Consider the following 22,889-nt stretch of genomic DNA (forward strand, 5'->3'; position numbering starts at 1 on the left):
GCACGGGTTCTACCCACCCTGGACGCTCAGGTCTGCCGATAGCCGCTGAGGAAACGTCCGATCCGCCCGATCGCCGCCTCCAGGTCGTCCGCGTACGGCAGGGTCAGGATCCGGAAGTGATCGGGGGCCGGCCAGTTGAAGCCCGTGCCCTGCACGACCTGGATCTTCTCCCGCAGCAGCAGGTCCAGGACGAACTTCTCGTCGTCGTGGATCTTGTGCACCTTGGGGTCGATGCGCGGGAAGGCGTAGAGCGCGCCCTTCGGCTTCACGCAGGACACGCCGGGGATCTCGTTGAGCTTCTCCCAGGCCACGTCGCGCTGTTCGTGCAGGCGGCCGCCGGGGGTGGTGAGCTCTCGGATGGACTGGCGGCCCCCGAGGGCGGCCTGGATGGCGTACTGGGCGGGCGCGTTGGCGCACAGCCGCATGGAGGCCAGCATCGTCAGGCCCTCCAGATAGTCCTTCGCGTGCTGCCTCGGGCCGGTGACGACGAGCCAGCCGGAGCGGAAGCCCGCCACCCGGTACGTCTTCGACAGGCCGCAGAAGGTGAGGACCACCAGGTCGGGGGCGAGGGTCGCGACCGAGTGGTGCACGGCGTCGTCGTAGAGGATCTGGTCGTAGATCTCGTCGGCGAAGACCATCAGACCGTGGCGGCGGGCGAGGTCGAGGATGCCCTCCAGGATCTCCTTGGGGTACACCGCGCCGGTCGGGTTGTTCGGGTTGATGATGACCACGGCCCGCGTGCGCTCCGTGATCTTCGACGCCATGTCGTCCAGGTCGGGGTACCAGTCGGCCTGCTCGTCGCACAGGTAGTGCACGGCCTTGCCGCCGGCGAGAGTCGTCACCGCCGTCCAGAGGGGGAAGTCCGGGGCGGGGATGAGGATCTCGTCGCCGTCCTCGAGGAGCGCCTGTACGGCCATGGAGACCAGCTCGGACACGCCGTTGCCGAGGAAGACGTCGTCGACGTCGACCTCCAGGCCGAGCGTCTGGTAGCGCTGGGCCACGGCCCGGCGGGCGGAGAGGATGCCGCGCGAGTCGGTGTAGCCGTGCGCCTGGGGGAGCATCCGGATCATGTCCTGGAGGATCTCCTCCGGCGCCTCGAAGCCGAAGAGCGCGGGGTTGCCGGTGTTCAGGCGCAGCACGCTGTGGCCCGCCTCCTCCAGCGCGTTCGCGTGCTCGATCACCGGACCGCGGATCTCGTAACAGACCTCGCTCAGCTTGCTCGACTGCCGGAACTCCATGCGCGCTCGCCCCTCCGGTTTCGTGTGTTGCTTGGTTTTACCAAGTTCACGCTTGGAAAGTCCAACAACATGTCTAGACTGCGTCGCATGTCACCTCGCCGAAGCTACGACCAGTACTGTTCCGCCGCCCGTGCGCTCGACGTCGTCGGCGACCGCTGGACCCTGCTGATCGTCCGGGAGCTGCTGGCCGGCCCGCGGCGCTACACCGACCTGCACGCCGACCTGCCCGGCGTCAGCACGGACGTACTCGCCTCGCGGCTGAAGGACATGGAACGGGACGGCATCACCACGCGGCGCAAGCTGCCCCCGCCGGGAGCGGCGTACGTGTACGAACTCACCTCGCGGGGGCGGGAGTTGCTGCCCGTTCTCCAGGCGCTGGGGCAATGGGGGCAGCCCGAGCTCGGCGAGCGGCGGGCCACCGACGCCGTGCGCGCGCACTGGTTCGCGCTGCCTCTGCTGAGGTCGCTGGAGGGGGAGGGCCTGGTCGAAGTGCGACTGGAAGAAGGCGACTTCCACCTGTACGTCGGCGCCGAGGCCGGGCCGGTCCACGGCGACGGGCCCGCCCCCGGTGAGCCCGACGCGCGGCTGGTCCTGGACTCCGCGACGTGCGAGGCGGTCGCGCGGGGGGAGTTGAGTGTGGCGGACGCCGTACGGGACGGCCGTATCGCGGTGAGCGGGGACGGGACCCTGGCCAAGGCCCTGCTGGACGTCTGACCACCGACAGGCCCGCCGTACGGTCATGTACGGCGGGCCTCGTCGATCGGCGTGACGAGCCGTCAGGCGCCCGGCGGCACCCGCGACGGCCGCCCCGGCCCGCGCGTCAGCGTGTACCCGCCGACACCCGCGAGCGCGGCCAGCGCGCCGCCGATCGCCGTCCACACCCAGCGGTCGGACCACCAGCCGGACGCCCAGCCGTCCTCGGGCTCGATGCTGGACAGCGCGGCCGAGGCGGACGAACCTGCCTCGTCGTCCTGCGACTTGACGGCGACCCCGGGCACGAGCGGCTGCGCCAACGCCCCGTCGACCGCAGCCGAACCGCCGATGTCCTCGGAGTCGACCCGTACCTCGGCGCCGACCGGCAGACCGAGGTCGGAGGTGGGCACGTCCACGACCGACAGACGGATGTAGTACGTACCCGGCAGCGGGTCGTTGGCCCAGGGCTCCGACCAGCCGCGGACGGTGCGCAGGACGCAGGCCAGCTCGACCGTGCCCGCGTTCGCCGCCGCGGTGCGCGTCTGCGCCCCGTACTGGCAGGCCTGACGGCGGCGCAGGCCGTCGTACACGTCGATCTGCCAGGACTCGGCGGCATGCGTGTCGGGCAGCTTCACGGTCGCCTTGACGGTGGGGCGCAGGCCCGCGTCCGCGGGGAACGACCAGTACAGGTAGTCGCCCGTGGAGGCTCCCCCAGAGGGGGGACCCCCAGCGGTGGCCGTCTGACCCTGCTCGATCTCGGTCGCGGTCCGGAAGGAGGTGCCCGCCTGGGTCGGCGCGCCGCCGTCCTCCGAAGCGCTGGGGGACGGAGAGGTGTCGGCGACCGCCGGGGTGACCGCCGGCCCGAGCATCAGCAGGGCCGTGCTCAACACACGTGTGATCCACATCAGTTGGTCCTCCAGACCGCGACGCGCCAGCGCGACAGCCAGCCCCAGACGAGACCGGCGAGGAAGCCGGTGAGGATCAGCGCGCCGAGCAGCCACCAGCCGCGCCCGAGGCCGAAGGAGGCCACGTCGCTCGACTGCGACGGCCCGTCCACGACGTCGATGGTCAGCTCCAGCGGCAGCCCTGGCGTGCTCTGCACGTCGGAGCCGGCCGAGAAGGAGTGGGTGACCTGGAGACACACGGCCTCGGCCGCGTCGGTCTCGTCCTCGTCGCCGGCCTCCGCCTTCGGGTAGCGCAGGCCGGTGGACACGACATCCGTACGGCCGTTGCCCGCTGCCTCGCCGCGCACGATCTCCCGGCCCGGTGCGGTCACCGCCCGCAGCAGGACGCCGTACGAGGGGTTCACGGCCCGGTCGGCCGCCACGCTCACCGAGGCGCGCAGCTCCTGGCCGGGCTCGACGTCCACCCGGTACCAGCGCTGCTGCCCGAACTCCGCGCGGTCGGTGTACAGGCCGGACTTCAGCGTCGGCGCCTTGGCGCACTCGTCCGCGCCCGTCGTTGCGACCGGCGTCACCACCGGATCGGCCGCCCGGTCCACCAACTGGTTGACCTTGTCGGTGAGTTCCTCGGTGTGCTCGACCGACGTGAACGTCCCGCCGGTCGCCTCCGCGATACAGCTGAGCTGCTGCCGCATCCTGGTGTTCGGGACCAGGCCGAGCGTGTCGATGGTCAGACCGATGCCCTTGGCGGCGATCTCCCGGGCCACCTCGCACGGGTCGAGCGGCGCGCAGGTGTCCTCGCCGTCGCTGATCAGCACGATCCGCTTGGAGCCCTCGCCGCCGTCGAGGTCGTCGGCGGCCTTCAGCAGCGCGGGACCGATCGGCGTCCAGCCGGTCGGCGTGAGGGTCGCCACCGCCGTCTTTGCCTCGGTGCGGTCCAGCGGGCCGACCGGGTAGAGCTGCGCGGTGTCCTTGCAGCCCGTCCTGCGGTCGTCGCCCGGGTAGTTGGCGCCCAGGGTGCGGATACCGAGCTGAACTTCTTCGGGCGTCGCGTCCAGCACCTCGTTGAAGGCCTGCTTCGCCGCGGCCATCCGGGACTTGCCGTCGATGTCCTTGGCCCGCATCGAGCCGCTCACGTCGAGGACGAGATCTACCTTGGGCGCCAACGCGCTGGTCTCATCGGCAACCGCCCCGGCCGGGAACGCCATCCCGGCCGCGAGCGCGGCGAGCAGGGCGCAGGCCCCGGTCGCCAGCCGTGTTCTTGTGATCATCGGCGGATCTTATTGATCAGAGGTGTCCCGCTTCAAAACGAGGTCAGAACACCTCGCCGACCAGCGGATTGGGCAGCTCCGCCCACTGATCCCCGGGCGTCCCGGGCGACAGCCGCATCAGCGTCAGCGCCTTCGTCGGCAGCGGCTCCTCGCACAGCGCGGCGAGATCCCCGGTGTCCGGCAGCTCCCGTACGACCGCCTCCAGTGCCCCGCGCAACGCCGCGCCCGAGCCCGCCGTACCCGCCAGCGCCCCGGCCACCAGCGAGCCGAACAGCTTGCGGCGCAGGGTCGGCACGTCGTCCGTGACGATCCGGCCGGTCAGCTCCGGCAGCGGGATGCCGTGCCGGGCCAGCCGTGCCGGGCTGACGCGGATGTCAGCGAGGTCGCGGTAGACCAGCCTGACCGGGGAGCCGTCCGCCGACAGCACCACGAGCAGGTTCTGGCCATGGGCCTCCAGCGCCACGCCCAGCTCCAGCAGCCGCAGCCCCACGGTCAGGGCGAGACGCGTGAACCCGGCCAGCCACGCGGGCGATTCGGGCAACCCGGTGGTGGCCAGCGCGGCCACCGGTACGACCCGCTCGCCGGACCCCGCGTACACCTGCGGCGACTCGCGCAACACCGCCGCCAGATCGGGGGAGCCGGCCGTGGCGGCACCCAGCGTGCGGGTGACGTGAAGCAGCCCGTCCATCCGTGCCGCCGGCTCCGCCGCGAAGTCCGACAGGGTGGCCGACAGGCCGATGGAGTACACCGAGATGTCCCGCACCGAGGACGTGAGCCGCGCGCTCAACGCGGTCTTCACATGCGGTCCGTCGGGCAGGGCGAGCGTACGCAGGGACATCAGCGGATGGGCGGCGATCCCGTCGCCGTAGGGGGCACAGGGGCGCTTGAGCACATGCTCGGCCTGCCACGGATGCACCGGGATCAGCAGCCGCTCCCCGTCCCGCAACTCCTCCGGCCACCGGCCCGTCACCAGGCACTCCGCCGCCCGCACCGGCACCGGCCCCAGCGTCACCACCGGCCGGTGCTCGGGCCCGTACGCCAGCTGCTCCGCGACCGAGAAGCCCGGCCGGGAACGGCAGTTGGGATGGAACGGATGCCCGTCGACCACCCGCTGCTCCCACCCCCAGTCGGAAACCGGCCACTCCTTCGGGCGACCGCCCTGTCCGGCCCGCGACAGTGCCAACGAGGCGACACCGTGGCCGAGTTCGGCGGCGAAGGACGTGCCGTGCGGCACGGAGAGGTCGGTCAGCAGCCGGGCCGGATCGTCGTACGACGTGTCGTCGAGCCGTACGGCCGTGACATACGCGGCGGTGGCGTACGGGTCCGCACGCGGGCCGTGCAGCCGGCGCCCGTCCGAAAGGCACAGGGTGAGGCCCTCCCTGCCCGGTTCACGGCGGGCGACCCAGGGCAGGGGCTCGTGCGCGAGGGCACGCCACAGCCGGGTCAGCACGGCAGCCCGGGCCCCGGGCAGCTCGGCGGCGTACCGCGACGCGAGTTCGGGACGTACGTCGGCCAGATCGGCGCCGACCTCGGCCTCGGCGCTGGGGAGACGGTGCACGGGCGGGCTCCTCGGGTACGAGTAGGACGTCGGCCCAGGTGCCGACGACAGACATACTGATCGTCTTCCCTCCGGAACGGACCGTAGAGAACGAGTGGAGCGAGTGCACCTCAACCCCTTGTCAGCCGCTGCCGACGCCCACGCGGTCGCGCCCTTGCTGAACTGCCTCCTCCGGGAGGTGGCCGAGCCCGTTCCGGGCCCGGGCGAGCGGCGCGTCCACCGGCTGTACGGCACGGGCCGCCTGCTGCGGGTGCTCGGCGAACGCCGGCCCGCCGAGCCCGAGGTACGCGCGGACGGGACCTGGCAGCGTGTCGGGCACACCGAACTCGTCAAGTTGGTCGCCGAAGAGCTGCGCCGCCACACCGGTCTGTCCAACCACGAACTGCCCGCCGAGATGATCGACAGCCGGGACACGGTGGCCGCGCTGCTCACCGCACGCGCGCGTGCGACGCCGCCGGAGGATCCCTTCCTCCGCTCCGAGCAGTGCCTCCTCACCGGCCACCCCTACCACCCCGCCCCCAAGGCGCGCGGCGGCGGCCCGCCCGCGGCCTGGCTGCCGTACGCCCCCGAGGCGCACGCCCGCTTCCCGCTGACGCTGCTCGGCCTGCGCGAGGACGCGGTCGTCGAGGAGGGCGACACCTCCGCCCTGGACGCCTTCGGCGAGGCGCCGCCCGGTTACCGGCTGCTGCCCGCGCACCCGTGGCAGCTGGACCTGGTCGGCCGGGAACTCGCGGAGGCCTTCGCCGACGGCCGGCTGATCCGTCTCGGCACGACCGGCTTCGACGCGTGGCCCACGGCCGCGATCCGCACGCTGTACGTCCCCGAGGGTGCCCCCGAGCCCGCCTCCGCGGGCGACCTCTTCCTCAAGTTCAGCCTCGACGTCCGCATCACCAACGACATCCGTCGGCTGTGGCGCCACGACCTGCTGAAACTCCGCAGGACCGATGCGGCGGCGTCCCGCGCGGTCGCGACGGGCCCCGCGGCCTGGCTCTCCGACCGCGGCTACCGCACCGCCGACTTCGCGTTCGAGGAACTGGCGGTCCTGGTGCGCGACGGCTTCCACGGCCACCTGATGTCCGGTGCCACTCCGATTCTCGCAGCGGGCCTGGTGGAGGGCTTCGAGGGCAGTCCGCTCGGCGACGCGGCCTGGTGGGAGGCGTACCTGCGCGCCGTCGTACCGCCCGCCCTCGCGGCCTTCGCCGATCACGGCGTCGTCCTGGAGGCCCACCTGCAGAACACGCTGGTCGCCGTCGACACCGACGGCAACCCGGTGCAGGCCCTCTTCCGGGACGCCGAGGGCGTGAAGCTGCTGCCGGAGATGTCCCGTGAGGCCGGCTGGGAGCGGCTCGTGTACACGCTCGTCGTGAACCACCTCCGCGAGGTCGCTGCGGCCCTCGCCGAGCGTCACCCGGGCTTCGACCCCTGGCCCGCCGTACACCGCGAACTGGCCCGCCACGACCTCCCCGAGATCCCGGCCCTGCTGTCGTCCCCCACCCTCCCCGGCAAGACCAACCTGCTGCTGCGCTGGACGGGCGCGGACGGGGCCGACGCCCGGTACCTGCCCCTCCCGAACCCGCTGGCCGGGTGAGCGCTGACTTACCCTGGCGGGTGTGCTGCGTGATGTGACTGCTGTTCGATACGTGACCCCGCTGCGGTCCGGCGGCTCCGTGCCCGGAGTCGTCGAGGCCGACGACCTCGGCACGTACGTCGTGAAGTTCACCGGTTCCGCGCAGGGGCGCAAGGCGCTGGTCGCCGAGGTGATCGTCGGCGAGCTGGCCCGCGCCCTGGGGCTGCGCTTCCCCGAGCTGGTCCTGGTCCACTTCGACCCCGCCGTCGCGGACAGCGAGCCGCACCAGGAGGTGCGGGACCTGCACGCCGCCAGCGCGGGGGTCAACCTCGGCATGGACTTTCTGCCGGGCGCCCGGGACTTCACCCCGGAGGTCGCGAAGACCTTCCCCGTCGACCCGCTGGAGGCGGGCCGGATCGTCTGGCTGGACGCCCTGACCACGAACGTCGACCGCACGGTGCACAGCTCGAACCTGATGATCTGGCCCACCCTCGGCACGGTCCCGCCGCGCCTGTGGCTGATCGACCACGGAGCGGCCCTCGTCTTCCACCACCGCTGGGACGGCGCGGACCCGGCGAAGTCCTACGACTTCCGCCACCACGCCCTCGGTCACTACGCCCCCGACGTGCGCGCCGCGGACGCGGAGCTGGCGCCCAGGGTGAGCGAGGAACTGCTGCGCGGGATCGTGGCCGAGGTGCCGGACGCCTGGCTGGCGGACGAGCCCGGCTTCGAGACGCCCGACGCCCTCCGCGAGGCCTACGTCGGCCACCTCCACGCACGCGTGCACGCGTCCTCCGCCTGGCTCCCCACCGACTTCCCCACCCGGGAGGAACTCGCCGCCGAGCAAGCCCTGCGGGCGGTGAAATCACAGGAAGGCCGGCCGAAGTGGCTGAAGCAGGTGCCCGACCTGCACGGCAAGCCGGCCGCGGAACAGGATTGGTCGGTGCACCTCGGATGAGTGGCCGTGTCGAGATCGAGTACTGCACCCAGTGCAAGTGGCTGCCCCGGGCCGCGTGGCTGGCGCAGGAGTTGCTGACGACCTTCGAGGCGGAACTGGCCGAACTCGCCCTCAAGCCCGGCAAGGGCGGGATCTTCGTCGTCCGCGTCGACGGCGATGTGGTCTGGGACCGCCGCGAGCAGGGCTTCCCCGAGCCGACGGCCGTCAAGCAGGTCGTACGCGACCGAGTGGCCCCGGGAAAGTCCCTGGGCCACTCGGACAAACCGGCTTCCTGAGGGCTCAGCCCCTCAGCTGCTCGTACGCCGGCAGCGTCAGGAAGTCCGCGTAGTTCTCGTCGAGGGAGACCTCCAGGAGCAGGTCGTGGGCCTGCTGCCAGTGGCCGGCCGCGAAGGCCTCCTCGCCGATCTCGGCGCGGATGTTCGCCAGTTCCTCGGCGGCGACCTTGCGGGCCAGCTCCGGGGTGGCGTGCTCGCCGTTCTCGAACTCGACGCCCGCGTTGATCCACTGCCAGATCTGGGAGCGGGAGATCTCGGCGGTGGCCGCGTCCTCCATGAGGTTGAAGATGGCGACCGCGCCGAGGCCGCGCAGCCAGGCCTCGATGTAGCGGATGCCGACCTGCACGGCGTTGACCAGGCCCGGGTACGTCGGCTTGGCGTCCAGGGAGTCGATGGCGATCAGGTCGGCCGCCTGCACGGAGACGTCCTCGCGCAGGCGGTCCTTCTGGTTGGGCTTGTCGCCGAGGACCTTGTCGAAGGACTCCATGGCGATCGGGACCAGGTCGGGGTGGGCGACCCAGGAGCCGTCGAAGCCGTCGCCGGCCTCCCGGTCCTTGTCGGCGCGGACCTTCTCGAAGGCCACCTTGTTGACCTCGGCGTCCCGGCGGGACGGGATGAAGGCCGCCATGCCGCCGATCGCGTGCGCACCGCGCTTGTGGCAGGTGCGGACGAGGAGTTCGGTGTACGCGCGCATGAACGGGGCCGTCATGGTGACCGCGTTGCGGTCCGGGAGGACGAACTTGGTGCCGCCGTCACGGAAGTTCTTGACGATGGAGAACAGGTAGTCCCAGCGGCCGGCGTTCAACCCGGCGGCGTGGTCGCGGAGTTCGTAGAGGATCTCCTCCATCTCGTACGCCGCCGTGATCGTCTCGATCAGGACGGTCGCGCGGACGGTGCCCTGCGGGATGCCGACGTAGTCCTGCGCGAAGACGAAGACCTCGTTCCAGAGGCGGGCCTCCAGGTGCGACTCCGTCTTCGGGAGATAGAAGTACGGGCCCTTGCCGAGGTCGAGCAGCCGCTGGGCGTTGTGGAAGAAATACAGGCCGAAGTCGACGAGGGCGCCGGGGACCTGCTCACCGTCGATCTGGAGGTGACGCTCGTTCAGGTGCCAGCCGCGCGGGCGCATGACGACGGTCGCGAGCTCGTCGTCGGCGCGCAGGGCGTACGACTTGCCGGACTTCGGGTCGGTGAAGTCGATGTTCCGGGTGTACGCGTCGATCAGGTTGATCTGGCCGAGGACGACGTTCTCCCAGGTCGGCGCGGAGGCGTCCTCGAAGTCGGCCAGCCAGACCTTCGCGCCCGAGTTGAGGGCGTTGATGGTCATCTTGCGGTCGGTGGGGCCGGTGATCTCGACCCGGCGATCCTGCAGCGCGGGCGGACACGGGCCCACCGTCCAGGAGTCGTCCGCGCGGACGGCGGCGGTCTCCGGGAGGAAGTCGAGTGTGGAGGTGCGGGCGATCTCGGCGCGGCGCTCCGCACGGCGGGCGAGGAGTTCGTCACGCCGGGGCGTGAACCGGCGGTGCAGCTCGGCCACGAAGGCGAGGGCCGCTTCCGTGAGGACCTCCTCCTGCCGGGGCAGGGGCTCGGCGTCGACGATGGCCAGCGGGGACGGCGCTGGTGCGGACATGAGCTGTCACTTCCTTCAGCGAACTACGGAGACGAGCGGTCGAGCTTTGGCACCGGGTGCCAGTCTTCCCGGATACGGCTGGGAGCGCCCGTGGAGCAGTCGGGCGCTTCTGAACAGTGGATACTAGTTTCCTCATGGTGGAAGTTCAATGGTTTGTTGATGTCGAGATTCTCTGAGTCGAGGCAAGGTGGCTCTGGGTGCCACCGCCTTCACTCAAGGTGGGTGAGATCGGCCTCCGTGTCGATGTCGTACGGCCGGGCCACGTCCCCGCACTCGACGAGCCCGATCGCGTCCTCGTGTGCCTTCAGATAGGCGCGTGCCCCTCGATCGCCGGTCGCAGTCGCCGCGATGCCCGCCCAGTGGGCGGCGCCGAAGAGCACGGGATGCCCGCGTACGCCGTCGTAGGCGGCCGAGACGAGCGACGCCTCGTCCCCGTAGGCGGCGAGCACGCGCGCGACCGCTTCCGGTCCGATGCCGGGCTGGTCTACGAGCGACACCAGCGCCGCCCGCGCGCCCGTGTGCGCGAGCGAGTCGAGCCCGGCGCGCAGGGAGGAGCCCATCCCGTCGGCCCAGTCGGGGTTGTCCACCAGGACGCAGTCACCGAGTTCCGCCTGCTCCCGTACGGTGGCGGCCTGTGCGCCCAGAACCACGTGCACGCGGGCGCAGCCGGCCGCGCGCAGTACCCCGACCGCGTGCTCGACGAGCGGTCGGCCGCGGTGCCGGAGCAGGGCCTTGGGGCGTCCGCCGAGCCGCCGTCCACCCCCGGCGGCGAGCAGCAGGCCCGCGACCAGGGGGGCTTCTTTTTCAGTCATGCGTCCTGCATACCTGACGCCCGCCGCCGCAGCCGGTGTCGTTGGGCTGAATTTCGGTCCGTATGGTGGCGCGCCCGGCAGCGGTGGCGTTTACTGACCCGCGTCCCCGGCGCCCGACCACCGTCAGGGGGGCTCGACGGGGGATGCGTGACTACTGGCGCACAACGGCGTGCGAGGGGGAGCTTTGTTGCGAAGCTTGAGGCAGAGGCCGGTGACGGGCAGCGACGAGGACCTGAGGGTGGCGGGACTGCGGACGGCCGTGTCCCGTCTGCGCCGCGAACTCGCCGCGCATCCCGGCGAGTTCCCCGACCGGGGCATCGCCGAGGACGAACTCGCCGCGCTGGCCGCTATGACGATCGAGGGCGCTCCCGAAATCCCGCGCCTGCGCCGGTCGTTACTGCTGATCGCGGGCGCGATCGGTTCGGTGAGCGCGCTGTCCCGGGGCCTGTCGGCCGTGCGCGACGCGGTGGAGCTGTTCGGGGAACCGCCGCGTCGTTGAGGCCTCGGATCTCGACGCCCCGTCGGTGGCCGCTTGTCCGCATGTCCCTCGCACGAGGCGTGGACGATGCTGAAGCGCCCCGCCGAGTGCGCCGCTCTTCGGCGCGGTAGTGGCTGGAATCCCGCGGACCCCAGCGGGAGCTAGGCGGTCGGCGTCGAGGTGGCCAGGGCCTCCGACAGTTCGACGGCCACCTGCTGGAGCATCGGCACGATCTTGTCCGTCGCCGCCTCGGTCACCCGTCCTGCCGGGCCGGAGATCGAGATGGCCGCCGCGGTGGGGGAGTCGGGGACGGGGACGGCGAGGCAGCGGACGCCGACCTCCTGCTCGTTGTCGTCGATCGCGTAGCCGTTCAGACGTACCTCCTCCAGGGCCGCGAGGAAGCCGTCCGGCGTGGTGATCGTCTTCTCCGTCGCGGCCGGCATGCCGGTGCGGGACAGCAGTGCCCGCACCTCCTCCGGCGGGAAGGAGGCGAGCAGCGCCTTGCCGACACCGGTGGAGTGCGGCAGCACGCGTCGGCCGACCTCGGTGAACATGCGCATCGAGTGCTTGGACGGCACCTGGGCGACGTACACGATCTCGTCGCCGTCGAGCAGGGCCATGTTCGCCGTCTCGCCGGTCTCCTCGACCAGCCGGGCGAGGTACGGGCGGGCCCAGGTGCCCAGCAGCCGGGACGCGGACTCGCCGAGGCGGATCAGGCGGGGGCCGAGGGCGTAGCGGCGGTTGGGCTGCTGGCGTACGTAACCGCACGCCACGAGCGTCCGCATGAGGCGGTGGATCGTGGGCAGCGGCAGCCCGCTGCTCGCGGACAGCTCGCTCAGGCCGACCTCGCCGCCCGCGTCCGCCATCCGTTCCAGCAGGTCGAAGGCGCGCTCGAGGGACTGGACGCCACCATTGGAGCTGGACCTGGCGGAGTCGGTGGTGCTGGCGCTGGACGTCGGCACGGCGTTCCTTTCGGGACCGGTAGGAGCTCAGAAGCCTACCCGTCGGGCGGTTGACTCCCTGCTTGTACGTAGCTACGTTCTGCTTGCCGGAATTGTAATTCCGCTTTGTGGAAACGTCCAGAGTGCGGCGGGTGGGTGCACTGTGGAGAAGTGTGCCCTTGACGGCGCGGGAACGGGAGCGGAGACTCCTTCAACAGAAAGTTGAATTCCGTTACGCGGAAGTAAACGGCGGCAGAGAGGGGTCCGGGTGTCCGACGCTGAACTGGTGCTGCGCTCGACGCGCGTCATCACCCCGGAGGGGACACGGGCCGCCTCGGTCCTGGTCTCCGCCGGCAAGATCACGGCCGTACTCGGGTACGACGCCGAAGTCCCGTCCGACGCCCGCCTGGAGGACCTCGGAGACGACGTCCTGCTGCCCGGCCTGGTCGACACGCACGTGCACGTCAACGACCCGGGCCGCACCGAGTGGGAGGGCTTCTGGACCGCCACGCGCGCCGCGGCGGCCGGCGGCATCACCACCCTCGTCGACATGCCGCTCAACTCCCTCCCGCCGACCACGACGGTCGACAGCCTCCGCGTCAAGCGGGAGGTCGCCGTCGACAAGGCGCACATCGACGTCGGCTTCTGGGGCGGCGCCCTGCCCGACAACGTCAAGGACCTGCGGCCGCTGCACGAGGCCGGCGTCTTCGGCTTCAAGGCCTTCCTGTCGCCGTCCGGCGTGGACGAGTTCCCGCACCTCGAGCGGGACCCGCTGGCCCGCTCCATGGCCGAGATCGCCGCGTTCGACGGCCTGCTCATCGTGCACGCCGAGGACCCGCACCTGCTCGCCTCCGCGCCGCAACAACCGGGACCCAAGTACACCGACTTCCTGGCCTCCCGCCCCCGGGACGCCGAGGACACGGCCATCGCCCAGCTCATCCGCGAGGCGAAGGCCCTGCGCGCCCGCGTGCACGTGCTGCACCTGTCCTCCAGCGACGCCCTGCCGCTGATCGCCGAGGCGAGGGCGGACGGCGTCCGGGTCACCGTCGAGACCTGCCCGCACTACCTGACCCTCACCGCCGAGGAAGTCCCGGACGGCGCCAGCGAGTTCAAGTGCTGCCCCCCGATCCGCGAGTCCGCCAACCAGGACCTGCTCTGGCAGGCGCTGGCCGAGGGCACGATCGACTGCATCGTGACCGACCACTCCCCGTCCACGGCCGACCTGAAGACCGACGACTTCGCGACGGCCTGGGGCGGCATCTCCGGACTCCAGCTGAGCCTGGCGGCCGTATGGACCGAGGCCCGTAAGCGCGGGCACGGCCTGGAGGACGTGGTCCGCTGGATGTCCGCGCGGACGGCGGAGCTCGTCGGACTCGACGACCGCAAGGGCGCCATCGAGGCGGGCCGTGACGCCGACTTCGCCGTCCTCGCGCCCGACGAGACGTTCACCGTCGACCCGGCCGCCCTCCAGCACCGCAACCGCGTGACGGCATACGCGGGCAAGACCCTGTACGGCGTCGTGAAGTCCACCTGGCTGCGCGGCGAACGCATCGTCGCGGAGGGCGAGTTCACCGACCCGAAGGGGCGACTGCTCACCCGGACCAACTGAATCCCACCCATCGAATGCGAAAGGCAGACCTGATCACCGTGACGGCGCAGCATCCATCCGGTTTGGCCAGCTTCACCGGCGACGCGAACCCCTACGGCGGCGGCGACCCCTACGCCGACCACCGCACCGCCGACTTCCCGTTCACCCAGTACGCCAACCTCGCCGACCGGGGGCTGGGCGCCGGTGTCATCGCCGCCAACGACGAGTTCTTCGCCCAGCGCGAGAACCTTCTGCTGCCCGAGCGGGCCGAGTTCGACCCCGAGCACTTCGGCCACAAGGGCAAGATCATGGACGGCTGGGAGACCCGGCGGCGGCGCGGCGCCTCCGCCGAGCACCCGTGGCCGACGGCCGAGGACCACGACTGGGCGCTGGTCCGCCTCGGCGCGCCCGGCGTGATCCGCGGGATCGTCGTCGACACGGCCCACTTCCGCGGCAACTACCCGCAGGCCGTGTCCATCGAGGCCACGTCGGTACCGGGTTCGCCGTCGCCGCAGGAGCTGCTGGCGGACGACGTGAAGTGGACGACGCTGGTGCCGCGCACCCCGGTGGGCGGGCATGCGGAGAATGGTTTCGCCATCGCCGTGGAGCAGCGCTTCACCCACCTGCGCGTCAACCAGCACCCCGACGGCGGCATCGCCCGCCTGCGCGTGTACGGCGAGGTGGCCCCGGATCCGCAGTGGCTGGAGGTGCTCGGCACCTTCGACGTCGTCGCCCTGGAGAACGGCGGCCAAGTGGAGGACGCCTCCAACCTCTTCTACTCGCCCGCCACGAACACCATCCAGCCCGGCCGCTCCCGCAAGATGGACGACGGCTGGGAGACGCGCCGACGCCGCGACCAGGGCAACGACTGGATCCGCTACCGCCTCGTCGCCCAGTCCCGGATCCGGGCGATCGAGATCGACACCGCGTACCTGAAGGGCAACAGTGCGGGCTGGGCGTCGGTCTCGGTGAAGGACGGCGAGGACGGTGAGTGGACGGAGATCCTGCCGCGCACCCGCCTCCAGCCCGACACGAACCACCGCTTCGTCCTGCCGAACCCGGCCGTGGGCACGCACGCACGCGTGGACATCTTCCCCGACGGCGGCATCTCCCGGCTGCGGCTGCACGGTTCGTTGACCGAGCCGGGCACGGCCGGACTGGCGGCGCGGCACCAGGAGCTGGGCGGCTGACACCGGTGTGGCGCACCGGATCTCCAACTCCGGTGCGCCTCGCTATCGTTGACCTGGTTGCCGTAGAAGGGCCAGGGGGACGTGATGGGCGTGTTGCTGTACTACCCGACGGTGAATCCGCCCACCGAAGTCGTCCACCAGGCCCTGCTCTACTGGGACGGCATCGCCTCGGTCGTGCCCCGCGACCCCCGTGTGTACGAGGCGCTCGTCGGCGCCGATCTGCGGCGGCTGGAAGAGCGTGAGCTGTACCGGCCGCTCGCCTTCACGCCCGAGACGCTCGATGTCCTGGACGGCTACGGGCCCTCGCCCCACGCGGGCCAGAACTGGTCCGTCCTGACCCATGAGCTCCAGCGGCTCGCGGCCCGCCCGGATCCGCCCGGGCCCACCTCGCCGCCCGAAGCGGTCCTCTACACGTCGAAGATCAGCCACCGGCTCAAGCAGCAACTCATGGAACTGGGGCTGGCCACCAACCTCGTGCCCTGGGAACTCAGCGCGCAGCTCTCCGTCTCCAAGGAGGTCCAGGCCCTGGTCGTCGGCGTGCTGGCCCGCGAGCTCGCCGCCGCCACGGACATCGCCCTGTTCCCGTACACGGACAGCGAGGACGCGTACCGCAACACCCTGCGCCCGGTGTCCCCGACCCGCAGTCTGGCCTGGGAGGTGGAGCTGGGCCGGCTGTTGCCCGTCCCGGCGCCGGACACCCCCACCGAGGACGTCCTCGCCTTCCGCGAGAAGTACGCCGACGAACGACGCCGCCTGATGCGAGCGCTGCACGGAATGCTGGGCGATCTGCGCCGCGACTACGAGCACCCGGCGGACGTCTTCGCCCAGTTGCGGGTGGAACTCTCCGAGGCGGTCGAGGACTACCGGGCGGCACGCCGCGGCAGCCGTATGGCCTGGGTGCACCGTTCGGTCACGGTGTCGGTCGCGCTGGCCGCCGCGGCCGGCGGCGCCCTGCTGCTGCCGGACCTCGGCTGGTTGCTCGGCACGATCGGCGGCTACGCCCTGAACGTGGCCACCCGGGAGATCCGCCCGCTGGCCAGGGCCCGGGACGACCACGACTTCAGCTATCTGCACCGGGTGCAGAGCGGGCTGGTCTGAGGGAGGACGGACGGTGGCGCTGGCGACGAAACGCCCGGGCAGTGCGCGGCTCGAGGAAGGGCGCCCTTGGAGGGTCGCGATCACCTACGCCAACGGATGGCATGCCCTCCGCCTTTCGTCGGGGGCCGCCGCACCGACGTGGGACGAGATCGACCGCTCCCTCGCCGAGAGCGGCTATGCCCGCACACAGGCGGCGCCTCGTCGGGCTCCCCGAGCCGGTGACGAGTTCGAGGTCGTGGGCTGGAGCTCGTACGTTCCCGGAGGCCGGCTCCCTTGGGACGAGGACCGCGAGTGGGCCGGACCGGCCCAGGACGTCACCGTGGCGCTGCCCTCGGCTCAGGTGGGGGAGATCCGCCGGGCCCTGGACACGTTGCGAGCCCACTTCTCGCGGCCCGACCGGACAGAACGGGTCTCCGCGCTGCTCGCGGGCCTGGACGCCGTCGACACGGTGGCGGTGACGCTCCCCGCCGCCACCGCGAGGGACCTCCACTACGCCCTGTCGGCGATCGGTCCCTGGACCGAGGGGCTCGACGGCGACACCGTGCGCGTGGCGGGGGACCTCGCCCGTCACCTGGCCGGGGCGCAGCCCGCCGGCGGCCCCTGGCCCCACGTCCGGGAGACGGTGCAGGACGCCCTGCGCGAGGCCCTGTCCCGCCCGGGCGCCGAGGGGTTGGCCGCCCGGGACGAACTGCTGGTCCTGCTCGGCAGATTCGCCGGCGCACACCGGACGGCGACGGCGGCGGACGACGCGGAGCAGGGGCGTCTCCAGGCGGAGCGGACCGCAGGGGAGGGGACGCACCCCTAGGCCGTGTCCGCAAAGTCCCGCCTGCCCCGCGGGCGAACGACGGGACTTTGCGGACACGACCTGGGCGACGTCGTCACACCCGGCAGGCGCTAGGCGGCGTGGCCGCCGTCCACCGCGAACTCCGTGCCCGTCACGTAGTCCGCGCCCGCCAGGTACGCGACCATCGACGCCACCTCGTCGGCCGTGCCGAAGCGGCCCAGGGCGGTCATCGCAGCCTGGTCGGGCGCGTAGGGACCGTCGGCCGGGTTCATGTCGGTGTCGATGGGACCCGGGTGGATGACGTTCGCCGTGATGCCGCGCGGGCCCAGCTCGCGCGCCAGGGCCTTCGTCAGGCCGATCAGGGCCGACTTGCTGGTGGCGTAGAGCGTTCCGCCGGGGCCCGGCACCCGCTGGACCATGCAGGAGCCGATCGTGATGATCCTGCCCCCGGCACTCATCCGGGCGGCCGCCGCCTGCGAGGCCAGGAAGACGCCCCGGACGTTCACCGCGAGGACCCGGTCCACGTCCGCGAGCGACAGGCCCTCCAGCGGGCCCAACACGCCGACGCCGGCGTTGTTCACCAGCACGTCAAGGCCGCCGAGTTCCTGCGCCGTGCGCTCCACGGCACCCGCCGCCTCGTCCGCGTCCGCGGAGTCCGCCCGCAGGGCCACGGCCCGCCGCCCCAGCGCCTCGACGGCCCGTACGACCTGCTCGGCGGCGTCCTTGCCGTTCACATAGGTCACGGCGACGTCCGCGCCCTCTCGGGCGAGCCGCAGGGCCGTGGCGGCGCCGATGCCACGGCTCGCGCCGGTGACCAGGGCGACCCTGCCGTGCAGGGTCGCGTCAGTGGTTGTCAGGGATGCATGCGTGGTTGTCATGGGTCCATCCCAGCGCCGCACGGGCCGAAGTGCTGGCGGCGAACGGACACCGACGTGCCGGGCGCCGGCTCTGGGGAGACGGTCCAGCGATGAGTTGCGGGTGCCGACGGGGTCTGAGGTGATGACAGCAGATCCCACCCCAAAACCGGAAAGAGGCACTCCTCATGGGCAAGCTCGTTTCCACCCTCTTCATCACGCTCGACGGCGTCTACCAGGCGCCCGGTGGCCCGGAGGAGGACACCCGCGGCGGCTTCGAGCACGGCGGCTGGAGCTTTCCGTACGCCGACGACGACTTCGGCCAGTTCATGAACGGAGTCTTCGCCCGCCCGGCCGCCTTCCTCCTCGGACGCCGTACGTACGACATCTTCGCCGCGTTCTGGCCGAAGGTGACCGACCCGGCCGACCCGGTCTCCTCCAAGCTGAACGCGCTGCCGAAGTACGTCCCGTCCGCCACGCTGACCGACCCCGCCTGGGCCGGCACCACCGTGCTGAGCGGCGACCTCGCCAAGGAGGTCACCGCCGTCAAGGAGCGCGTCGACGGCGAGCTCCAGGTCCACGGCAGCGGCGCCCTCGTCAGGTCCCTGCTGGCCCTCGGCCTCGTCGACACCCTCCACCTGCTGACCTTCCCGGTGGTGCTCGGCACGGGCCACCGCCTGTTCACGGAGGGTGCCGTGCCCACCGCCTTCAAGCACAGCGGCGGCAGCGTCACGAGTACCGGTGTCGTCATCGGCTCCTACGACCTGGCGGGTCGCCCCGAGTACGGCGCGTTCGGACTTCCCGAGGAGGCCTGATCAGCCGTCTGCGGCGTTCTCGCACGATCTCTCATGGAGATCGGGTGAGGACGCCGGGGCGCACGTTAACTTCCCGAAAACTCATCGGACTTGCCGGGAAAAACTCCGCCATTGACATTGACATGCCACTGTCTACGCGCGTCATCATGAAGCCATGAGATTCCCCCCACGAATCACTCGCATCGGCGCCGCAGCCGCCGTCCTGTCCGCCCTCCTCGTCGGCGGCACCGTCACTGCCACGCCGGCGGCCGCCGCGGTCGGCAGCATCTGCTACAGCAACCTGCCGTCGCAGGCGCACGACACGCTCGACCTGATCGAGCAGGGTGGCCCCTTCCCCTACGACCAGGACGGCACCGTCTTCCAGAACCGGGAAGGCATCCTGCCGAGCCAGTCGTCCGGCTATTACCACGAGTACACGGTCATCACGCCCGGTTCCTCCAACCGTGGAGCTCGCCGGATCGTCACCGGTGAGGAGAACCAGGAGGACTACTACACGGCCGACCACTACGAGTCGTTCGACCTGGTCGACTACGGCTGCTGACCCCCCACGGTCACAGCCTGCGCCGAGGAACGGTGCCACCGGCCGGAGGTCCGGTCCGCGTTCACCCGGACTTCCGGCTCCCGGCGGCTGCGAACAGCGCGACCGCCAGCACGAGCATGGCGACGCTCGCGTAGATCTCGAAGCCGTCGAGGAAGTCGAGCCCCTGTACGAGACCCCAGTCCCACTCGGTGAACTCGTTCAGCAGGCCCATGACGCCCTGCGCCAGGGCGATGACTCCCAGGAACTCCAGCAACTGCTTCATGCCATGACTCTCGCCCCGCGGACCCCCCACTCCAATCGGCCGCGGGGCGAGCCATGGCCGACGGAAGGCCCCGTTCCGGGTGGTCCGCCGCGACCAAGGTCGCCGATGCCGCGACTTTGGTCGTCGCTCCCGCCCGCAGGGACGCGCCGGCACCCGGCACTGCGTAGATTTGTCGACCGTGAGTGGTGACAAGCAGGTGCCCGCACCCCAGGCGTTCGAGGGGCGGCGCTGGCTGCTGCCCTCGGCCCTGATCAAGGAGTTCGACCCCGACCCCGAGCGCCCCGGGCGGCCCCGGCGCACCGCGCGGGACTGGGTGGTCGACTTCTCCTGCTTCCTGCTGGCCGTCATCATCGGTTTGCTGGCCGCCGACACGATGCAGGACGAGGACCTGCCCGCCGGATACGCCGTCTTCGACCAGCTGGTCGGCGCGCTCTCGTGCGCCGCGGTGTGGCTGCGTCGCCGCTGGCCGGTCGCGCTCGCCGCCGTGATGGTCCCGGTCGCCCTCCTGTCCAGCACCGCGGGCGGCGCGAGCCTGGTCGCCCTGTTCACCCTCGCCGTGCACCGGCCCTTCCGGTACGTGGCCTGGGTCGCCGGGACATATGCGGTGCTGAACCCGCTGTACTTCCTGGTGCGGCCCGAGCCCGACATGCCGTACGGCTGGTCGGTCGTCCTGGCTTCGCTGCTGACGGTCGCGGTGGTCGGCTGGGGCATGCTCGCGCGGTCCAAGCGCCAGCTCCTGCTGAGCCTGCGCGACCGGGCCCGGCGTGCCGAGAACGAGGCGCGGCTGCGGGCCGAACAGGCGCAGCGGCTCGCCCGTGAGGCCATCGCCCGGGAGATGCACGACGTCCTCGCGCACCGGCTGACGCTGCTCAGCGTGCACGCCGGCGCCCTGGAGTTCCGGCCCGACGCACCCCGCGAGGAGATCGCGCGGGCGGCCGGCGTCATCCGGGAGAGCGCCCACGAGGCCCTCCAGGACCTACGGGAGATCATCGGCGTGCTGCGGGCCGCCGAGCCCGACGACTCCGGCCGTCCGCAGCCGACCCTCGCGGCGCTGGAGGCGCTGGCCGCCGAGTCCCGCGAGGCCGGCATGAAGGTCACCCTCGACCAGCGCGTCACCGACCCGGCCGCCGTCCCCGCCTCCGTCGGCCGCACCGCCTACCGCATCGCCCAGGAGGGCCTGACCAACGCCCGCAAGCACGCGCCCGGCACGGAGGTCACGGTCATGGTGACCGGCGCACCGGGCGACGGCCTGTGCGTATCGGTGCGCAATCCGGCGCCCGAGGGCGAGGTGCCGCACGTACCCGGCTCCGGACAGGGCCTGATCGGACTGACGGAACGGGCCACGCTGACGGGTGGCCGACTGGAGCACGGGCCCACCGGGGACGGCGGGTTCGAGGTGCGGGCCCGGCTGCCGTGGGGGTGAGCACCGTCGGTACCGGAGCGGGGCAGCTCAACGGCCGCCCCGGTGTGCGCCGTCCGTCCCCGCCACGCCGTACAACCGTGATTACGTAAGGCACATGACTGCGATCAGGCTCCTCCTCGTCGACGACGACCCGTTGGTCAGGGCCGGGCTGTCCATCATGCTGGGCGGCGCCGACGACATCGAGATCGTCGGTGAGGCGGCCGACGGCTCCGAGGTCGAGGCGCTGGTCGACCGCTCCCGGCCGGACGTGGTCCTCATGGACATCCGGATGCCCTCGGTCGACGGACTCACCGCCACGGAGCGGCTGCGCGGCAGGAAGGACGCGCCACAGGTCGTGCTGCTGACCACGTTCCACGCCGACGACCAGGTGCTGCGCGCCCTGCGCGCGGGCGCCGCCGGGTTCGTCCTCAAGGACACGCCGCCCGCCGAGATCGTCGACGCGGTGCGCCGGGTCGCGGCCGGCGATCCGGTGCTGTCGCCCACCGTGACACGCCAGTTGATGGCCCACGCGGCCGGCACCGCCGCCGACACCCGCCGCTCACGCGCGCGTGAGCGGCTCACCGCCCTCAACGACCGCGAGCGCGAGGTCGCCGTCGCGGTGGGCCGGGGGCTGTCCAACGCCGAGATCGCCGCGGAGCTCTTCATGAGCGTCGCCACCGTCAAGACCCATGTCTCCCGCGTCCTGGCCAAGCTGGACCTCAACAACCGTGTGCAGATCGCCCTGTTGGCGTACGACGCGGGACTTCTGGAGGAAGTCGAGGAGGACGGGCACTAGCGCGGGCCCCCATGCGTTGGCGAAGTGTCGAAGGGGGAGTGTCATGACGGAAGTGATCGAACTGGGGGAGTTCGGACCGGGGTTCCGCGACAATCCGCATCCGGTGTACGCCCGTCTGCGCGAGCGGGGTCCCGTCCACCGGGTCCGGCTGCCCGAGTGGCAGTCCGAGGTGTGGCTCGTCGTCGGGCACAAGGAGGCACGCGCGGCGCTCGCCGACGAGCGGCTGTCCAAGGACGGCGCCAAGGTGGGTATGAGGTCGCTCGACGAGGAGATGATCGGGAAGAACCTGCTGGACGCCGATCCGCCTCAGCACACCAGGCTGCGCAGCCTCATCTCGCGAGCCTTCACCATGCGCCGCGTGGAGGAACTGCGGCCGAGGATCCAGCAGATAACCGACGACCTCCTCGACGCCATGCTGGCGCGGGACCGCGCCGACCTCGTGGAATCCCTCGCCTACCCGCTGCCGCTCACCGTCATCTGCGAACTGCTCGGCGTGCCCGAGATGGACCGTGTGGCGTTCCGCGAGATGTCGACGGAGTCGGTCGCGCCCACCAGCCCGGGCAAGGAGGTCGAGGCCTTCGGCCGCCTCGGCGAGTACTTCACCGACCTGATCGAGGACAAGAGGTGCGCCGGACCCGGCGGTGACCTGCTGAGCGACCTGATCCGCACCACGGCCGAGGACGGCGACCGGCTCTCCCCGGACGAACTGCGGGGGATGGCCTTCATCCTGCTGATCGCCGGCCACGAGACGACGGTCAACCTCATCACCAGCGGCGTGCACGCGCTGCTCACCCATCCCGGTCAACTGGCCGCCCTGCGCGCCGACATGACCCTGCTCGACGGTGCGGTCGAGGAGATGCTGCGCTACGAGGGCCCGGTGGAGACGGCGACGTTCCGGTACGCCGCCGAGCCGCTGGAGATCGCCGGCAGCCACATCGAGAAGGGCGAGATGGTGATGGTCGGCCTGACCGCGGCCAACCGGGACGCGGGCCGCTATGCCGCCCCCGACACCTTCGACATCCGCCGCGACGCCCGCGGCCACGTCGCCTTCGGCCACGGCATCCACTACTGCCTGGGCGCCCCCCTGGCCCGCCTCGAAGCCCGCACGGCCATCCGGTCGCTGCTGGAGCGCGCCCCCGGCCTGGCACTCGACGGCCCGCCCGGGGAGTGGCTGCCGGGGATGCTGATGCGGGGGATGCGCAGTCTGCCGGTGCGCTGGTAGGGGGACGGCCGGCGAGG

The 22,889-nt window shown here is 71.7% G+C and carries 23 protein-coding genes; 14 read left to right on the forward strand and 9 right to left on the reverse strand.

Annotated elements, in window-relative coordinates:
• Window positions 1-26 precede the first annotated feature (26 nt).
• Window positions 27-1,238, reverse strand: a complete 1,212-nt coding sequence (locus ACZ7L5_RS03455) for a pyridoxal phosphate-dependent aminotransferase (protein ID WP_471514008.1) — start codon at window positions 1,236-1,238, stop codon at window positions 27-29.
• A gap of 87 nt (window positions 1,239-1,325) precedes the next feature.
• Here ACZ7L5_RS03455 and ACZ7L5_RS03460 point away from each other — a divergent pair, with 87 nt between their 5' ends.
• A complete protein-coding gene (locus tag ACZ7L5_RS03460) occupies window positions 1,326-1,952 on the forward strand; it encodes a winged helix-turn-helix transcriptional regulator (protein ID WP_471514010.1) in 627 nt (208 codons plus the stop codon).
• Between the two features lie 62 nt (window positions 1,953-2,014).
• On the opposite strand, the gene ACZ7L5_RS03465 is transcribed toward ACZ7L5_RS03460, so the two are convergent.
• Genes ACZ7L5_RS03465 through ACZ7L5_RS03475 form a run of 3 tightly spaced genes read right to left on the reverse strand, consistent with a single transcriptional unit; the run spans window position 2,015 to window position 5,662 of the window.
• The gene (locus ACZ7L5_RS03465) at window positions 2,015-2,836 is read right to left on the reverse strand and encodes a hypothetical protein (RefSeq protein WP_471514012.1); all 822 of its coding nucleotides are present in this window, start codon (window positions 2,834-2,836) and stop codon (window positions 2,015-2,017) included.
• Entirely contained in the window at window positions 2,836-4,104 is a 1,269-nt protein-coding gene (locus ACZ7L5_RS03470) for a VWA domain-containing protein (RefSeq protein ID WP_471514014.1), read from the reverse strand. Before ACZ7L5_RS03470 ends, ACZ7L5_RS03465 begins: the two co-directional genes overlap by 1 nt.
• Before the next feature lie 43 nt (window positions 4,105-4,147).
• Window positions 4,148-5,662: an IucA/IucC family protein gene (locus ACZ7L5_RS03475; protein WP_471514016.1), complete on the reverse strand. Its 1,515-nt coding sequence runs from the start codon at window positions 5,660-5,662 to the stop codon at window positions 4,148-4,150.
• A gap of 94 nt (window positions 5,663-5,756) precedes the next feature.
• Between ACZ7L5_RS03475 and ACZ7L5_RS03480 the strand changes: the two genes are divergently transcribed.
• Genes ACZ7L5_RS03480 through ACZ7L5_RS03490 form a run of 3 tightly spaced genes read left to right on the forward strand, consistent with a single transcriptional unit; the run spans window position 5,757 to window position 8,462 of the window.
• Window positions 5,757-7,250 (forward strand): IucA/IucC family protein, encoded by a 1,494-nt coding sequence (locus ACZ7L5_RS03480; RefSeq protein ID WP_471514018.1) that lies wholly within the window; start codon window positions 5,757-5,759, stop codon window positions 7,248-7,250.
• A 22-nt stretch (window positions 7,251-7,272) separates the two neighbouring features.
• On the forward strand, window positions 7,273-8,187 hold the full coding sequence (locus ACZ7L5_RS03485; RefSeq protein WP_471514020.1) for a HipA family kinase: 915 nt from the start codon (window positions 7,273-7,275) through the stop codon (window positions 8,185-8,187).
• Complete coding sequence (locus tag ACZ7L5_RS03490; protein ID WP_365054296.1) at window positions 8,184-8,462, forward strand: Rdx family protein; 279 nt, start codon at window positions 8,184-8,186, stop codon at window positions 8,460-8,462. Before ACZ7L5_RS03485 ends, ACZ7L5_RS03490 begins: the two co-directional genes overlap by 4 nt.
• A 4-nt stretch (window positions 8,463-8,466) precedes the next feature.
• Here the strand turns inward: ACZ7L5_RS03490 and aceB are convergent, their stop codons facing one another.
• Both aceB and ACZ7L5_RS03500 read right to left on the reverse strand, forming a co-directional pair.
• On the reverse strand, window positions 8,467-10,089 hold the full coding sequence (gene aceB, locus ACZ7L5_RS03495) for a malate synthase A (RefSeq protein WP_384182465.1): 1,623 nt from the start codon (window positions 10,087-10,089) through the stop codon (window positions 8,467-8,469).
• A 209-nt stretch (window positions 10,090-10,298) separates the two neighbouring features.
• Window positions 10,299-10,901, reverse strand: a complete 603-nt coding sequence (locus ACZ7L5_RS03500) for a nucleotidyltransferase family protein (protein ID WP_471514023.1) — start codon at window positions 10,899-10,901, stop codon at window positions 10,299-10,301.
• A gap of 211 nt (window positions 10,902-11,112) precedes the next feature.
• On the opposite strand from ACZ7L5_RS03500, the gene ACZ7L5_RS03505 reads away from it, so the two are divergent.
• Window positions 11,113-11,400 carry a DUF5955 family protein gene (locus tag ACZ7L5_RS03505; RefSeq protein ID WP_328878300.1) on the forward strand — a complete coding sequence of 96 codons (288 nt, stop codon included), beginning with the start codon at window positions 11,113-11,115 and terminating at the stop codon, window positions 11,398-11,400.
• A 140-nt stretch (window positions 11,401-11,540) separates the two neighbouring features.
• On the opposite strand, the gene ACZ7L5_RS03510 is transcribed toward ACZ7L5_RS03505, so the two are convergent.
• On the reverse strand, window positions 11,541-12,341 hold the full coding sequence (locus ACZ7L5_RS03510; protein ID WP_328878299.1) for an IclR family transcriptional regulator: 801 nt from the start codon (window positions 12,339-12,341) through the stop codon (window positions 11,541-11,543).
• Between the two features lie 247 nt (window positions 12,342-12,588).
• On the opposite strand from ACZ7L5_RS03510, the gene allB reads away from it, so the two are divergent.
• From allB to ACZ7L5_RS03530, 4 genes are all read left to right on the forward strand, one after another.
• On the forward strand, window positions 12,589-13,929 hold the full coding sequence (allB, locus tag ACZ7L5_RS03515; protein ID WP_471514025.1) for an allantoinase AllB: 1,341 nt from the start codon (window positions 12,589-12,591) through the stop codon (window positions 13,927-13,929).
• Window positions 13,930-13,943: 14 nt separating this feature from the next.
• Entirely contained in the window at window positions 13,944-15,098 is a 1,155-nt protein-coding gene (gene alc / locus ACZ7L5_RS03520) for an allantoicase (RefSeq protein ID WP_471514027.1), read from the forward strand.
• Between the two features lie 84 nt (window positions 15,099-15,182).
• Window positions 15,183-16,196: a DUF6236 family protein gene (locus ACZ7L5_RS03525; protein ID WP_471514028.1), complete on the forward strand. Its 1,014-nt coding sequence runs from the start codon at window positions 15,183-15,185 to the stop codon at window positions 16,194-16,196.
• Between the two features lie 13 nt (window positions 16,197-16,209).
• The gene (locus tag ACZ7L5_RS03530; RefSeq protein WP_471514030.1) at window positions 16,210-17,001 is read left to right on the forward strand and encodes a hypothetical protein; all 792 of its coding nucleotides are present in this window, start codon (window positions 16,210-16,212) and stop codon (window positions 16,999-17,001) included.
• Between the two features lie 89 nt (window positions 17,002-17,090).
• Here ACZ7L5_RS03530 and ACZ7L5_RS03535 read toward each other — a convergent pair whose 3' ends face one another.
• Window positions 17,091-17,858, reverse strand: a complete 768-nt coding sequence (locus ACZ7L5_RS03535; RefSeq protein WP_471514032.1) for an SDR family oxidoreductase — start codon at window positions 17,856-17,858, stop codon at window positions 17,091-17,093.
• A 164-nt stretch (window positions 17,859-18,022) separates the two neighbouring features.
• Here ACZ7L5_RS03535 and ACZ7L5_RS03540 point away from each other — a divergent pair, with 164 nt between their 5' ends.
• Complete coding sequence (locus tag ACZ7L5_RS03540) at window positions 18,023-18,649, forward strand: dihydrofolate reductase family protein (protein ID WP_471514034.1); 627 nt, start codon at window positions 18,023-18,025, stop codon at window positions 18,647-18,649.
• A 154-nt stretch (window positions 18,650-18,803) separates the two neighbouring features.
• Window positions 18,804-19,190: a guanyl-specific ribonuclease gene (locus tag ACZ7L5_RS03545; RefSeq protein ID WP_363038325.1), complete on the forward strand. Its 387-nt coding sequence runs from the start codon at window positions 18,804-18,806 to the stop codon at window positions 19,188-19,190.
• A gap of 61 nt (window positions 19,191-19,251) precedes the next feature.
• Here ACZ7L5_RS03545 and ACZ7L5_RS03550 read toward each other — a convergent pair whose 3' ends face one another.
• Window positions 19,252-19,452, reverse strand: coding sequence for a hypothetical protein (locus ACZ7L5_RS03550; RefSeq protein WP_471514036.1), 201 nt, complete (start codon window positions 19,450-19,452; stop codon window positions 19,252-19,254).
• Window positions 19,453-19,621: 169 nt separating this feature from the next.
• Between ACZ7L5_RS03550 and ACZ7L5_RS03555 the strand changes: the two genes are divergently transcribed.
• The 3 genes from ACZ7L5_RS03555 (at window position 19,622) to ACZ7L5_RS03565 (ending at window position 22,872) form a co-directional block, all read left to right on the forward strand.
• Window positions 19,622-20,875, forward strand: coding sequence for a sensor histidine kinase (locus ACZ7L5_RS03555; RefSeq protein WP_471514038.1), 1,254 nt, complete (start codon window positions 19,622-19,624; stop codon window positions 20,873-20,875).
• 94 nt (window positions 20,876-20,969) lie between these two features.
• Complete coding sequence (locus tag ACZ7L5_RS03560; protein ID WP_471514040.1) at window positions 20,970-21,650, forward strand: response regulator transcription factor; 681 nt, start codon at window positions 20,970-20,972, stop codon at window positions 21,648-21,650.
• Window positions 21,651-21,693: 43 nt separating this feature from the next.
• On the forward strand, window positions 21,694-22,872 hold the full coding sequence (locus ACZ7L5_RS03565; protein ID WP_471514042.1) for a cytochrome P450 family protein: 1,179 nt from the start codon (window positions 21,694-21,696) through the stop codon (window positions 22,870-22,872).
• Window positions 22,873-22,889: the final 17 nt, after the last annotated feature.

The sequence above is a fragment of the Streptomyces sp. NPDC107528 genome, from assembly GCF_055639295.1.